The sequence below is a fragment of the Flavobacterium sp. GW823-FHT06G12 genome (assembly GCF_058794775.1).
In genome coordinates, this window is sequence record NZ_JBXAHE010000003.1 from 329,406 (window position 1) to 344,187 (window position 14,782).

Annotated in this window: 13 protein-coding genes; 1 reads left to right on the top strand and 12 read right to left on the bottom strand. The window is 33.7% G+C overall.

The genetic code is table 11. The features are described 5' to 3' along the window. Positions 1-3 precede the first annotated feature (3 nt). The 3 genes from AC1Q5Z_RS14125 to AC1Q5Z_RS14135 all read right to left on the bottom strand — a co-directional run bounded on the left by AC1Q5Z_RS14125 (position 4) and on the right by AC1Q5Z_RS14135 (position 3,463). Positions 4-1,221 carry an efflux RND transporter periplasmic adaptor subunit gene (locus AC1Q5Z_RS14125; RefSeq protein WP_289057413.1) on the bottom strand — a complete coding sequence of 406 codons (1,218 nt, stop codon included), beginning with the start codon at positions 1,219-1,221 and terminating at the stop codon, positions 4-6. 248 nt (positions 1,222-1,469) lie between these two features. Beyond that, complete coding sequence (locus AC1Q5Z_RS14130) at positions 1,470-2,063, bottom strand: TetR/AcrR family transcriptional regulator (RefSeq protein WP_278021119.1); 594 nt, start codon at positions 2,061-2,063, stop codon at positions 1,470-1,472. Positions 2,064-2,539: 476 nt separating this feature from the next. Further along, positions 2,540-3,463 (bottom strand): SMP-30/gluconolactonase/LRE family protein, encoded by a 924-nt coding sequence (locus AC1Q5Z_RS14135; protein ID WP_492445443.1) that lies wholly within the window; start codon positions 3,461-3,463, stop codon positions 2,540-2,542. A 138-nt stretch (positions 3,464-3,601) separates the two neighbouring features. Here AC1Q5Z_RS14135 and AC1Q5Z_RS14140 point away from each other — a divergent pair, with 138 nt between their 5' ends. Further along, on the top strand, positions 3,602-4,036 hold the full coding sequence (locus tag AC1Q5Z_RS14140; RefSeq protein ID WP_492445445.1) for a cupin domain-containing protein: 435 nt from the start codon (positions 3,602-3,604) through the stop codon (positions 4,034-4,036). A gap of 172 nt (positions 4,037-4,208) precedes the next feature. On the opposite strand, the gene AC1Q5Z_RS14145 is transcribed toward AC1Q5Z_RS14140, so the two are convergent. The 9 genes from AC1Q5Z_RS14145 to AC1Q5Z_RS14185 all read right to left on the bottom strand — a co-directional run bounded on the left by AC1Q5Z_RS14145 (position 4,209) and on the right by AC1Q5Z_RS14185 (position 14,550). Further along, positions 4,209-4,553 carry a dimethylsulfonioproprionate lyase family protein gene (locus tag AC1Q5Z_RS14145; RefSeq protein ID WP_492445446.1) on the bottom strand — a complete coding sequence of 115 codons (345 nt, stop codon included), beginning with the start codon at positions 4,551-4,553 and terminating at the stop codon, positions 4,209-4,211. A gap of 21 nt (positions 4,554-4,574) precedes the next feature. Further along, a complete protein-coding gene (locus AC1Q5Z_RS14150) occupies positions 4,575-4,997 on the bottom strand; it encodes a DoxX family protein (protein WP_492445448.1) in 423 nt (140 codons plus the stop codon). A 231-nt stretch (positions 4,998-5,228) separates the two neighbouring features. Beyond that, positions 5,229-6,023 (bottom strand): helix-turn-helix domain-containing protein, encoded by a 795-nt coding sequence (locus AC1Q5Z_RS14155; RefSeq protein ID WP_492445451.1) that lies wholly within the window; start codon positions 6,021-6,023, stop codon positions 5,229-5,231. Between the two features lie 85 nt (positions 6,024-6,108). After that, complete coding sequence (locus AC1Q5Z_RS14160; RefSeq protein WP_278021125.1) at positions 6,109-6,444, bottom strand: hypothetical protein; 336 nt, start codon at positions 6,442-6,444, stop codon at positions 6,109-6,111. A 439-nt stretch (positions 6,445-6,883) separates the two neighbouring features. Then, positions 6,884-9,985 carry an efflux RND transporter permease subunit gene (locus AC1Q5Z_RS14165; protein WP_492445453.1) on the bottom strand — a complete coding sequence of 1,034 codons (3,102 nt, stop codon included), beginning with the start codon at positions 9,983-9,985 and terminating at the stop codon, positions 6,884-6,886. A 34-nt stretch (positions 9,986-10,019) separates the two neighbouring features. After that, a complete protein-coding gene (locus tag AC1Q5Z_RS14170; protein WP_492445455.1) occupies positions 10,020-11,108 on the bottom strand; it encodes an efflux RND transporter periplasmic adaptor subunit in 1,089 nt (362 codons plus the stop codon). A gap of 28 nt (positions 11,109-11,136) precedes the next feature. Then, positions 11,137-12,375 (bottom strand): TolC family protein, encoded by a 1,239-nt coding sequence (locus AC1Q5Z_RS14175; protein ID WP_492445457.1) that lies wholly within the window; start codon positions 12,373-12,375, stop codon positions 11,137-11,139. A 144-nt stretch (positions 12,376-12,519) separates the two neighbouring features. Then, positions 12,520-13,875, bottom strand: coding sequence for a sensor histidine kinase (locus tag AC1Q5Z_RS14180; protein ID WP_492445459.1), 1,356 nt, complete (start codon positions 13,873-13,875; stop codon positions 12,520-12,522). Positions 13,876-13,878: 3 nt separating this feature from the next. Next, on the bottom strand, positions 13,879-14,550 hold the full coding sequence (locus AC1Q5Z_RS14185) for a response regulator transcription factor (protein WP_207295750.1): 672 nt from the start codon (positions 14,548-14,550) through the stop codon (positions 13,879-13,881). Positions 14,551-14,782: the final 232 nt, after the last annotated feature.

Consider the following 14,782-nt stretch of genomic DNA (forward strand, 5'->3'; position numbering starts at 1 on the left):
TAATTATTTTTTGTTAGTTACTTCGGCAACTTTAGTTGATTTTTCAGGCTGAATCGCTTGTCCGTCCTGAAGTTTGTCAATACCGCTCAACACGATTTGGTCACCAGATTTTACACCGTCTTTAATTAAGTAGTTTGCACCACTTTTCCCTACAACGGTAATTGGCATTTTGGTTACTTTGTTATCTTTTCCAACTGTGAAAACAAATACTTTGTCTTGCATTTCAACAGTAGCTGCTTGCGGAACCAAAATCGCATCATTGTGGTTTAATCCTAAACGGATTCTTCCTGTGTTTCCAGAACGTAAAATTCCGTTAGCATTTGGGAAAGTCGCTCTAATCGTGATGGCGCCTGTAGTTTTATCAAACTGACCGTCAACCATATCGATTTTTCCTGTTTTTGGATAAGCACTATTATCAGCCAAAATCAAAGTAACAGGAGGCAATTTTTTAATTTTATCACCTAATGAACTTCCAGCATATTGCTCTTTAAAGTTGATGAAGTCGGTTTCACCTAAAGAGAAATAAGCAAATACTTCATGAACATCAGATAAAGTGGTAAGGGCTTCAACATCAGTTGCAGAAACTAAACTTCCTTGTTTTTTAGGCAATCTTCCAATGTAACCGCTAACAGGAGCTGTAACATTTGTATATCCTAAATTAATTTTAGCAGAACCTACCATTGCTTTTGCTTGTTCGATATTAGCGGCAGCAATTTTTTGAGAGGCTTTGGCTGTTTTTAACTGATAATCAGAAACTACTTTGTTCTGAACAAGTGGAGTCAATTTATCAACTTCTAAGTTGGCGTTGATTAAAGCCGCTTCAGCTGCATGAAGACTTGCCAAAGCGTTGTTTAACTGCTCACGAAACGGACGCTCATTGATTTTAAATAACGTTTGGCCTTTATTTACGTAAGCACCTTCATCAACAAAAATTCTGTCAAGGTTTCCGCTTACTTGTGGGCGTATTTCAACATCAACAGTTCCTTGTATAGAAGCAGGATATTCAGAGTCAGTGATTGTGTTTGCACTAGTTATAGCCAACACTGGTAAAACCGGCGGAGGTGGAGCAGTAGGAGCCTGATTTTTATCGGCACAGCTGCTTAAAACTAATGCCAAAATAAAACTGGTTATAATTACATTTTTCATTTTCATTGTGGTTTTAATTGGTTGAACATTTTCTCGGGTAAAAAATTTGGGAATTCTGGAATTCTCGGGATTCATATTTAATTGAATTAAATTATCTAACATTGTTAAGTAAATGAGCACAAATTTCCATACTTTAATGATTTTCAATTCTGTTCTTAAATCGGTATTAAATTATCTAACGTTGTTAAGTAAAAGTCTAAAAAAAGAGTTTTTATTACCTCTATTAAATTTTCTAACAGTGTTAAGTGAAGGTTATAAAAAAAAGGATTTTATATTATCCGATTAAATCATTTTACACCGTTAAGTAAAAATTGAAAAAAATATTATTGTATTGATTTGATGATACCACCAATGGCATCTTTCAAAATTTGGGCATTAATTGTTTCTAAAATATCACTTTTGTTAATGATATTAATGGCGATTAAACCATGAATAACAGAAAAGAAAGTGAAGTACTTTTGTTTTATGATATCTTGACTCGGATTGCTGTCTTTCATTACTTCAGCAATCACTTGAGTAAATAATTTGTAAGGTCCCTCTTGAGCCGAACATCGTTGTGCACAGCACGTCATTTGAACACCAAACATTAACTGATACATTTCAGTATTAGTAAAAGCGAAGTCCCAGTAAGTCATCCACATGGCTTCTAATTGATCTTCGGGTTTTTCAAACTTATCTATTGCAACTTGCAATTCTTTAGTCAATTTGACAAAACCTTTGCCGGTTAGTTCTTCTAAAATTGCTTCTTTATTCGAGAAATATTCATAAATAATAGGAGCAGTATATTCGATTCTGTCGGCAATTTTACGCATACTCAAACCATTCCAGCCTTCTTCTTTTACGATATCATAAGCAGCGCCAAGGATATTGTTCCTTGTCTCTTCTTTTTGTCTTAAAATTCGATCTTTGCTAGCCATTGTATTCAAGTATTAAATCGTTTAACACTGTTAGGCAAATGTATGGCAGATTTTCGAATTTCAAAATATTTTTGTCATAATATTTTCTTATTGTTCCATAGATGGATTTGGAAGCCTTGAATTTATTGAGGTTTTCGCTTTTAATATTTTTTAGAAGCAGGACATTTTCGTTTTTAAGAACGTTTTGTCCCGCTCTACATTATATTTTTTGTGGTGAACCCCACCACAAAAAGATGCCATTTCGATCGGGGCTAGGAGAGAACATAAATTTTTTCATTAGAACTTTGTCAAAGTTTACCACAAAGTTTGTCATTTCGACGAAGGAGAAATCTTCACAAGTAGCTCGACAAAGATTATCGATTTAGATTGTGGAGTTTCTTGTGAAGATTTGCTTCGCCTATTCGCTATCGCTCTGGTCTCGTTCCTTGAAATGACAGATTGTGAAAAATCGATAATAAAATCGATAATAAAATCGATTATTTCATTCCTCGAACGTTCGTTTCTATCGTATAAACACTTTTACCAGCAGTAATAAATAATGTCTTGAATTTTTTCCCTCCAAAACAGACATTGGCTGTCCAAGGTTCAGGAACATCAATATTAGCTATTTTTTCTCCTTGCGGATTGAATATGGTAACTCCTTTTCCGCATAAGTAAATATTTCCCGACTCGTCTATTGTCATTCCATCTGAACCTGATTCAGTAAACAGCGTTTTTTTACCTAAACTACCATTATTTTCGATTGTATAAGAGTATGTTTTATTACCTGCTATATCCGCAACGAATAAGGTTTTTCCATCCGAAGTTCCAATAATGCCATTTGGTTTTACAAGATCATTCTCAACGTTGATAATTTTGGATTTATCTGGAGATAAATAGTAAACGCATTCTTTCTCTATTTCTTTGGAGGTATGTGTCCAGTAATCTCTTTGGTAAAAAGGGTCTGTAAAATAGATGCCGCCTTTTGGATCAACCCAAAGATCATTAGGGCCATTCAGTCTTTTTCCTTCGAAGTTGTTTAGTATTACAGTATAATTTTTGTTTTGGTCTATTTTCCAAAGTTCATTTTTTTCATCGGCGCAAGCCAAAAGATTGCTTGCGTGATCAAAATACAAGCCGTTAGCTCTTCCAGCATTTTCCATAAAAACAGAAAGTTTACCCTTAACCGACCATTTCATAATTCTATTATTAGGCTGATCTGTAAAATAAATATTTCCTTTTTTATCCGAAGTAGGTCCTTCTGTAAAACTGAATTGACTTGATAGTTTTGTGAGAACTGCACCTTTTGCTATTATGGATTGGCTTTTTTCTTTTGATGTCTGAGCGGATATAAAATTTGTAAAAGTTAAAGTAATAAGAAATAAAAAGTATGATTTTATTTTAAGTTGGAGTGGGTTCATTATAAAAAGGTTTAAATCTTGCTTTTGAAGTGGTTTTAAAAGTAGTTTTTATTTCTGAAATTAAATGCAAGGAAATTAGAATTTTATTTTAATCTCAATTTATCAAAAGCATTTTTTCGTAACATTACAACAAAAAAAATGAAAACGCTAACTATCTTAAAAACCACAATTGCTGTTTTATTTTTCCAACAAATCTTTTCTCAGGAAGCCAAAAAAGAAACAGCATCGCCACAATACACAATAGAAAATTGTGTCAATCACTTTGAGTTAGAAAAAGCTACCAAAACAAAAGTCGGATACCAATATTGGTTTGCTAATAAAGATTTCACTCAAGAAAACACTTTGAAAATGAGCATTGTCGAACCTGGAAAATCGACACACGCGCCACATCACCATCCTGAAGAAGAATTTTTCTATATTTTAGAAGGAACTGCCGAATTCTTCCTTGACGGAAAAACCGTTACAGCTGGTCCAAATACGAGCTTTTATTGTCCGCCAAATGCCGAACACGGAATTAGCAATGCTGGAAAAACAGATTTGAAATATTTGGTTATTAAAAAGGATTTAAGGTAAATATATTGCAGAAGTTCAAAAAAAATGTAATTATTTAAATTGCCTCTAGCTTTAGCTGGAGGTTAATAATTTAGTAAATGAAAAAGGCTTTAGCCAAAAAACACATTTGGTTAAAGCCTCAATAAAGAGTTACAAATAAGCTTCCAGCTAAGGAGGCTGCCGAATATTTTATTTATTTCAATACAACAACTTCTTCAGGAATCATAAACAAAAGCGTACAGCCAGTTCTAGAAAATACAGAATGCGTACTTCCTGGAGGCATGTATAAATAATCGCCTGCTTTTAGTTCGTCTTTTCCAGAGCGTACTTCGCCTTCCAGAACATAAATTTCTTCACCCGCTGGATGTACATGATTTGGGTACGACGCGCCGGGCTCAAATTTTAAAAGAAAAGTAGGTGGACGGTTAGTAGCAGCATCAAAGCGTAATGCTTTAACATAAATTCCGTCTGTTTTTACACCTTCTTCTTGAAGTGGTTTCCACTCTAATTCATTGCTTTTTGTGATTTTAGTTTCCATATGTATTCCAATTTATATTAGTTAATTTTTCAAAAGATATTCATCCAAACTCCATCGGTATTTGTCGGCAGTTGCTAAGAGAAAAGCGCCCGTTGAAAAGACAAATACAGAATAATCAAGAGGATCTTTTATTCCAAAAGAATAAGTCATTGCCATCGCAAATAGAAAAGTTAATATAGAAGCGCCGAGAGCAGCTTTTCTGGTCTGATATCCAATAAGTAATAAAGTAGCAAATAAAGTTTCCAGAAAAGTGCTTGCAATTGCAATTGACGGAATGAAACTTTTAGGTAAAAAAGAATTTACTTGTTCGGCGTAAGCCAGAAAATTTTCCCAGCCTGAAGATTGTTTCCCAAGCAAACCCAACCGACTCGAAACGGTAGATAAAAATCCAATTGGCATTGTGATTCGTAAAAGCAAAATGGCATAATCTTGATATCTTTTCATAAACTATTTTATTAGTAATTAATCAGATGCAAAGATCAAGCAGTGGTGCTTTTTAAAGAATAGAGAATCTTGGAAAAAACATGTAATTATGCTTGAAGCCAAAAAATCTTTTGACTAATATAACGTACTATTTGTCATTTCGACGAAGATTTCTCATTCGTCGAAATGGCATAAAATGAGAAAAAATTTTGCGACTTTGCGAGCAATTTTCTGCGTTCAACAAAATAATCGTTACAGCTGAACAGCTTTCTCCTTATAAGATTTCGGAGAAATATTGGTGTGTTTTTTAAAGAAGTTTGAAAAATAGAAAGGATCATTAAAACCTAAAGCATAAGCGGTTTCTTTTACCGATAATTTCTCATAAGTAAACAAACGTTTTGCTTCAGAAATAATTAATCCAAAAATGATATTTTGAGCTGTTTTATTACAATGCAGTTTAGAGAGTTCGTTTAATTTGGCTTCGGTGGTGCCGATTAAATTGGCAATTTCATTTACCGAAAGATTTTTATCAAAATTCCCTCGAATAGCTTCTAGAAAATGAAGAAACAAAGCGTCTGGTTTGTAGATTTCTTCTCCCAATTTTATTTTAGAACGATTGATTTCGATTAAAATCAATTGAATTCTAGAATGAATAGAGATGAGGTATTGATACGGTTTTTGGGCAATTTCCTGCTGACTAAGCTGTAAAGCATCGACAACCAATTTGTCGTCATCTACTTTTATCACTTCATTCATTGCAAAATGACAGAACAAGCTATTATGAAAAATGAGTTCGATGTCATTATCATTTTTGCAGAAGAAATCATAAGTAAATTCGAGAACAAATCCGGTTGCATTGTTGCTGTTTTTTATAAAATGAATTTGACCAGATGTTATCGTTAAGACCGAATTTTTGGTGATTACATATTCGTTTTCATCTACCGAAAGCGTTATTTCGCCAGATGTACAAAAAAGAAGGACATATTTTAATACACGTCTAGGATGCTTTAAATCTTCTGCTTGTTCAAACGTCTTTATTTCAATCATTTGCTTTTGATTTTTAGCGCTAAGTTCGATAAGATTTTACAAAGTTGTTATGTATTTAAAGAAATTGTTTTCTTACAGAATAGCATCAATCAGCATGTTTTGCAAAATAATTAGAAGCCATTTCCACAATTGCCTCTTTTGTTGCAAAGCTATATTGTACTCCATGATTGAGTGTATAGGAATCTCCAAGTTGAGGATAATACTGTTTTCCATCTATATGAAAGGGATCTAGAACGGAGAGCCAGAGATTACGATGCAGATCTTTGAAATAAAACTGGTCTCGATTTGAGACAACTAAGATTGTCCCATTGTCATTGTCAAGAATTGAAGTATTGTTGCTTTTTTCATAATCGCCCAAAATAGTAATATTGGTATTGAATTTTTTGGACAGTAATTCGATAATTTTTTTTGTTAGTGGCATAAGATGTGGTATTTGATTTGTCTTTGAAGTAGTAAATTTAAAATCGTGTGTTTTATTAATATTACCCCTAAAAGTTTTTTTTATATTAAAATAAGCTTTTTTTCTAATTACAAAAGCCTTGAATAAAGAAAATTAGTTTTTTAAAAGCTAAATAAAAAAGGACAGCGACTAAAGAAGTGCTGTCCTAAAGTAAATTGTAATTCCGCATTTTAAAACCAAATCAAAATTTTTAAATGTGTGCAGTGACAACGATTAAACATAAAGTCAAACGAAAGTTATTTTGTTTTAATCGCTTTCTTTGGTTTCTTTATCACAGTAGTTGATCAAAAAAAATAATTATATATCGTTATAAGGTATTTTTCTAATTTGATATATTAGAAAAAGCACCTTTAAACAATAAGTATAAAGGTGCTTTTTGTAAATTTATAAATAAGCAAGATTACGATTCTGTATTTGTATCTTTTTTACGATAAACCAGATAAAAAACTTGTGGTAAAACCGTTAAGGAAAGAATCATACAGGTTATTAATCCGCCCACAATCATAATGGCAAGAGGTTTTTGAACCTCAGACCCCATTCCTGTTGATAAAGCAGCTGGTAACAATCCTAGAGATCCCATTAAGGCAATCATGACAATTGGACGTATACGACTGTAAATTCCATGAGAAATGGCGTCTTTTAAATGCATTCCAGCGCGCATGTTTTCTCGAATCATTCCAATGAGGACAATACTGTCAATCGCGCTGACTCCAAATAGAATGATAAATCCAATTCCTGCCGAGATTCCAAAAACGGTTCCTGTTACCCAAAGTGATAAGAATCCGCCAATAAAAGCATAAGGCATTGCTGTTACGGCAATCATAGTGTCTTTGAAATTACCAAAGTTGAAATATAATAGACATAAAATCAAAACTAAAACAACAGGAACAATCATAGCCAATTGTTTAGAGGCTCTTTCTTTGCTCTCAAATTCTCCAGCCCATTTTATTACATTTTCTTTCGGCAGTTTTACTTCAGCAGCTACTTTTTTCTGTGCTTCTTCAATGGTACTTCCTAGGTCACGTCCTTGTATATTAAATCCTACGGCAATGTAACGGCTATTTCCTTCACGATAAATAAAGGTTGGACCCGTTTTATATTCTACGGTTGCAATTTCTTTTAACGGCACTTTTTTGCCATTCATAGTAGGAATTAGAATGCTTTCAATTTTTTCTTTAGAGTCACGATATTCTTTCTCAAAACGTAGCGTAATATCAAAGATTTTTTCGTCATCATAAAATTTGGTTGCGGCTTGACCTCCAATTGTCATTCTAATTACAGCTTGAGCATCGGCAGTTGTAACAGCATAGCGCGCCATTTTTTCGTCGTCTAACTGAATTCTTAATTCTGGTAAACCAATGTTTTTATACACATTAATATCATCAATTCCTTTTACGTCTTTGATGGAATTTGCAACTTTAGCAGCCATTTCTTCCAATTCAAAAAGATCATTCCCAAAAATCTTTATCGCAAGCGGACTTTTTACACCAGCGACATATTCTTCGACATTATCCTGAATGGGCTGGCTAAAACCAAATGCAATTCCAGGATATACATCGAGTATTTTTTTAATTTCGGCAATTAATTCATCTTTACTGATGTCGTGTTTCCATTCGTCCTTATGTTTTAATTCGATATGAAATTCAATATTGAAAAACCCAGTTGGATCTGTTCCGTCATTTGGTCTTCCAGTTTGCGAAAGGACAAATTTAACCTCTTCAAATTTTCTTATTTTGGCTTTCATTTCCTGAGTTAATCGAACCGATTCGTCAAGATTAATGCTATTTGGCAAAGTGGCTCTCACATAAATTGCACCTTCATTTAGCTTCGGAATAAATTCTGAACCATAAAATGCAAATCGTACTGCACAAATAGTTAATAAAGCTAAGAACGAATAAATAGTAACTTTACGATGTCTGGTACTCCATTTAAAGAGTTTGTAAAGATTCTCTCTAAAGAATCGCGAAATCATATTTTCTTTCTCTACAATATTTTTTGTCAGCATGACTTTACACATTGCAGGCACATAGGTTAGGGACAAAATTAGCGAACCTAACAGCGCATAACCTAGTGTAAAGGCTAGGGGAGAGAACATTTTTCCTTCTACTTTTGTAAAAGAGAAAATTGGCATTAGAGCAATAATTAAAATAATTAAAGCGAAGAAAATATAAGTAGCAACACTACCCACGCTTTTCTTGATTAGTCCCATTTTACTCATGCTGTTAAAGCGTTCCATGCCAACTTGATGTGCTTTCTTTTCGAGCGAGACAAAAACTTGTTCTACAATAACGAGTGTTCCTTCGAGCAAAAGCCCGAAATCTAAAGCTCCCATCGAAATTAAATTGGCAGGCAATCCCTGAATTCGAAGCATTATAATAGCAAACAAGAACGAAAGCGGAATTACCGAGGCTACAATCAAAGAAGTTCTCCAGTTGTAAAGGAAAATAAACACAATTAAGGAAACTAATAATATCCCTTCGGTAAGGTTTTTTGTAACGGTTTTTACCGTAGTATTGACCAATTCAGTACGATCAATAAACGGAACTATCTTTACATTTTTAGGTAAAACTCTTTCATTAAGTTCGTCCAAACGTACTTTAAGTTTTTTGATTACTTCACCTGGATTTTCTCCACGTAACATTACCACAATTCCTTCTACAACATCATCATTGCCATCTAAACCTACTTGACCTAATCTAGGTTTTGCAGACACAGAAACTTCTGCTACGTTTTTTACCAATATTGGCGCTGAACCTTTAGTTTCAATTAAAATATTGCCTATATCTTCAATCTTATTGATTAAGCCAACGCCTCGTACAACGTAAGCCTGATCGCCTCGTTTGATTACATCTCCACCAACATTGATATTGCTTTTTGAAACCGCTTCGTAAACATCTAAAGCCGATAGATTGTAATTTTCTAATTGTGTTGGATTGATTTTGATTTCGAACATTTTTTCTTCTCCGCCAAAACTTACCACATCGGCAACGCCGGGAACAGAGATTAATTCTCTTTCGATAATCCAATCTTGAATGGCTTTGATTTCCTTAATAGGCAAGTCACTTTTAATGACATATCTAAAAATTTCGCCTGTAGCTCCAGATGGCGGATCGATTTCGACATCGGCACCTTCTGGAAGATCTAATCCGTTAAGACGGTTTGAGGCATATTGTTGTGCGTAAAAATCTTCGACCCCATCATCAAATAATACGGTTACAACCGATAATCCGAAAAGCGAAATAGAACGTACTTCCGATTTTTTTGGAATCGTGTTCATTTGTTTCGATATCGGAAGTGTGATGAATTTCTCTACTTCTTCGGCACTTCTTCCCGGCCATTGCGTAATGATTCTGGCTCTCGTATTGGTTACATCGGGAAATGCTTCTATGGGTGTGTGAATATAACTTACTATTCCGGCGGCTAATAATATGACTGTCAGAAAAAAAACTATAAGGGAGTTTTTTAATGAAAAAGCCACTAAACCTTGTACAAATTTTTTCATGTTTTGTAGGGTGTTTGTCCTTTTTTAGAAATACTTAGTTTTTTAATCTTTCATGAATTAAAAGCTGATTTTTGGTAATTACCATTTCGCCTTCTTTTACATCTTTGTCAAAATAAAGCCAATTGTTATTTTTAATAACTGGATTAATTTCTCTGGTTTCTATTGTACAATCGTTTTTGTAGATTAAGATATAATCGCGATTGTTGTCAAAAATGGCCGCTTTAGCAGGAACGGCAACTAAGGCTTCTCCGCCTGTACTTTTATCGATAAGAATATCTGCTGTCATACCTGGTTTTAATTTTAGGTTTGCATTTTCAAGTACCACTCTGGCTTTTAAAACATGTTCATCTTCATCAAAAACTTTAGACATCATTTTTATTTTTCCTTTAAAAACTTCTCCAGGATAAGCCGTAGTAGTAACATCGACTGGCATGTTTTCAGTTACGTTTTTTAAATTACTGGTATATACATTTACCAAAACCCAGATTTCTTTTAAATCTGATATTGTAAAAAGTGAATTACTGCCATCTGTTACTTGCATTCCTGGACTAATGTTTTTATCTACAATATATCCTTCAGTTGGCGCTTTGATTTGAAAAACAGACCTTTCGTTACTAGCACTAAACATAGCAAGGTTTGCTTTTACATTTTCTAAAGACGATTTTAAAACATCCAATTCGCTTTGTGCCTGCATCAAATCTTTTTGAGAAGAGATTCCGTCATCATACATCGATTTAACCGATTGTAAATTGCGTTGCGCTACTGCGATCTGAGATTGCAACGATCGGCTTTCAGATTGCATGCTGTTTAGTTCTGTACTTTTTATCTCGGCTAAAACCTGTCCTTTTTTGACATAATCGCCCAATGAGAAATTGGTTTTAGTTATAATTCCTTCCACAAGACTGTTAAACTGAACCACATGATCGCCGTTATAAGTAATATTTCCGGTAAGATTAATAGATTCACTTACAGCACGTTTTTGAATTGGTTCTATAGTGATTTTTTCTTTTAATTCTTTATCAATACAAAATTTGTCTGCAGTTGTCTCTTTAACTTCTTCTTTTTTGCCACATCCGTAAACGAGCAATAACCCAAGCATCGGGAGTAAAATATATTTCTTCATTATGTTATTATTTTTTAGATAATTCGGTTTAATTGATTTCTTCACCCGCGATATAGCGTAATTCTTCAAGATTGTTGTTGAGATCTTTTTTAGAGTTTAATAAAATGGTTTTGTTGTCTAGATACGCATCAACAAAATCAAGATATTCGAGCATGCTGGTATTTTTTTGCATGAAATTTTTTCGATAAGCTTCTAATAGTTTGTCCAAATCACCTTCGTAACTGGCATCAACATTATCGTACAGTTTTTTAGTAACTAACAAATCCTGATAAGCTTGCAAAACTTCTGATTGTACGGTTAATGTCTTTTCTTCAGTAGCCAATTTACCTTGCTCAACAGTCAGTTTTGCGACTTTTATGTTTCCTTTATTTCTATTAAAAAAAGGAAGATCAACAGAGAAGCCAAGACCAACAAAATCGTTCATTAAACTCGCACCACGGTCATAACTCACGCCAAGTGTAACATCGGGAGTTCTCATGGCTTTTTCATATTTATATTTAATGTCGTTATAGTCGTTTCCGAGTTTAAGAACTTTCATATCCGGACGATTTTCTACTGCCGAGGCCATTAGATTTCCTATATTGATATCTTCTATATTTTTATTTGCAGGAACAAAACCTTCGTCAGTCAATTTGATGAAACTTGCAGGAGGAAGATTCGTTAAAACTTTAAGTTCTTTTTGTAATGAATTGTTGTCTTTCTGTAAATCGCTGATTTCTTTTAGAAATTGAAGTTCAGATGCTTTTAACCTAATGTATTCGGCCTTGCCAATATTGCCTTGTGCGACCTGATTGCCATATGCTTTAATCAGGGTTTGCATTGACGAAAGCTGTTTTTTATAAATAGCTTCCTGAGCTTGCGTGTATTGCAGTTCGGTAAGATTGCTTCTAAACTCGATTTTGAGATTTCGCAAAAAAGTTTTGAAATATTCTTTGGCAATATCTACACCCACTTTTTCCATGGCGATCATTTTTTTTCGTTTTCCCGCAGTCTGAACCAATTGCTCAAGTTCGGCATTGATTTGTTGCGTTTTTCCGTAGTTTCCCCATAGAACGGGCAATTGTTGAGCAGTAGCATTGCTCCAAAGATTAATTTCTCCAACGGTCAATGTCGGATTTGGCCACAATTTTGCCTGAATAACTTGCGCCTCAGCAATGTCGATATTCAGTTTTTCGGAAATAAGAGAAATGTTCTTTTCCAGAAATATGGCTTCGGCCTGATTTCGAGAAAGAACAATTGTATCGCTGATGGCTCCAATTTGTGCCATACTTTTGAGTGATACAATTAAAAACAAGGTTAAAAATATACGTTTCAAATTGAGTAGATTTAATAAGATGCAAAGCTATTTGCTACGTATTAAGCCCTAATTTGATGTCTGTTAGAAACCAGTAAGAGTTGGATTAGAAAACGATTAGAGTTTCGGGAAAATCAGTGTTACGGTGGTTCCAAACGTTTTTTTAGAAGTAATTGTAAACTCAATATTATTTTGTTTGAAGATTACATTGGCTAATGTCAAACCAATTCCGCTTCCTTTTATATCGCTTACATTTTTACCTCTGTAAAAGGTTTGTTTGATAAATTGAAGATCTTCTTCGCTAATGCCTTTTCCTTGATCTTCAATGATAATTTTTAGCTGCTGATTTTGTTCTAATAAACTGATTTTTATCGGATTTCCTTCGGAATATTTAACGGCATTTTCGATGATATTAAACAATGCAATTTTAATTTCGTTAGAATTTCCTTGTATAGAAAGCAGTTTATCATTCAATACTTCTAATGCAATTTGAATTTGCCCTTTTAAATGATAAGAGGCAGACAATTGATCGTTGATGTCCCAAACCAATTCGTCGACTCTGAAAATTTCGTTAAGTTCCATATTATCACGAAGCCCCGAAAGCATCATCAAAGTATTCATTGTGTCTTCTATTTGATAGACGTTTTCTAATACTTTCTGAGACATTTCTTTGTATTCGGCACTGGTTCTGTCTTTTTGGGCAAAAACTTCAAGGTTTCCAGAAATGGCGGTTAAAGGCGTTTTGAATTCGTGTGAAACATAATTAATGAAGTTTTTCTGAATGATAAAAGTATCCGAAAGACGTTTCAGCAGATTGTTGTACGTTTCTATCAATTCCTGAATATCATCTTTGGTATTAGACGAAACAATTTGTTTGTCTAAAGAAGAAGCCTGAATCTCATTAACTTGATTGATAATGTTTTTGATTGGAGTATAAGCCAAATTAGAAAGCAATCGGCTGACCAAATAAATGCTGACTAATCCCGAAATTAAAACCAAAATCATAATGATTAATAATCTATCTGTCATGGTTTTGAAATCGGTATCGTTTTTTTTGACGAAAACTACAAAATCTCCTTGATTGTCATGATAGTAGGTTCCGAAGTAAAAATGATGTTTGGACTTAAAACTTAGTTTTCTGTTTTTTCTAATGTAATCTAATCGTTTTGAATTTATATTGTGATCCGAAGTTTTATCGCCGTATACAATTTGGTTTTTCTCGTTGTAAACACGTGAAACTATTTCTAGTGAATTTTCTTTAAACTGCTGTCCAATAATTAAATGCTGATTTTTTGGAAGTTCGTCTTTCTCTAAATAGAAAATTCCTGTAAGAAGACAGGTTTTCTGCAATTCGTTATAAACTATTTTTTCAGAATAACTGTAAAAAGAAAAATACGTGATCAGCGAAGCAATGACAAACACAACGCTGAATGTCAAAGAAGAAATTAAAGTAAAGCGATTACGGATTTTCATAAATTATTCTTTTAGCATATAACCAATTCCTTTTATGGTGTGAATGAACTTATGATTGTGTTCTATTTTGTTTCTTAAATACGAAATATACACATCGACCACATTGGTATTATTGTCGTAATTAATTCCCCAAACCGCAGTTAGAATCTGAGTTCGCGACATTACTTTATTTCTGTTTTCTAATAAATACAAAAGCAGTTTATATTCTCTCGGCGAAAGATCGATCAATTCGTTATTTTCTGTGACTTTATGTTCGTCTGGATTAATGGTTAAAGTTCCGCAGGTGTATAAAGTTTCGGGTTCGTTGTAATTAAATTTTGTTCTTCGCGTAAGCGCATTCACTCTCGAAATGAGTTCTTTAAAGTGAAAAGGTTTTACAAGATAATCATCGGCACCAGAATCTAGTGCAGTAACTTTATCATCGGTATTGCTCAATGCGCTGAGCATTAAAATAGGTGTGTGAATCTTTTTAAAACGCATTAATTTTGTCAGCTGAATACCGTCAATTCCCGGAAGCATGATATCCATCAAAATAATATCCCAAGTATTTTCTTGTACAAGGTCGCGCGCCATTTCGCCTGTTTCGGCCAAATGCACCGTAAAGTTGTTTTCTTCTAAACCTTTTATAATAAATTCGCTGATGCGTTTATCATCTTCAATGAGTAAAACATTCATAGATGCTATGTTAAGTGTTGCTGTTTGGATAAAAGCCGAAATGCTTAAATCCAATAATCTGATAAAGTGCTTTTGAAAAGATTATCAAAAATAACATTTATTTTTTGAAAGATATATGTTTATGTAAATTGTTGAGTGCTTTTGTTGTGGTCATATTGCAGATAAAATGATTCGATCTTTTGGATCTTTTTGCTAACCAGGATTAAAATCCCGTGTTACAAAATAAACCGAG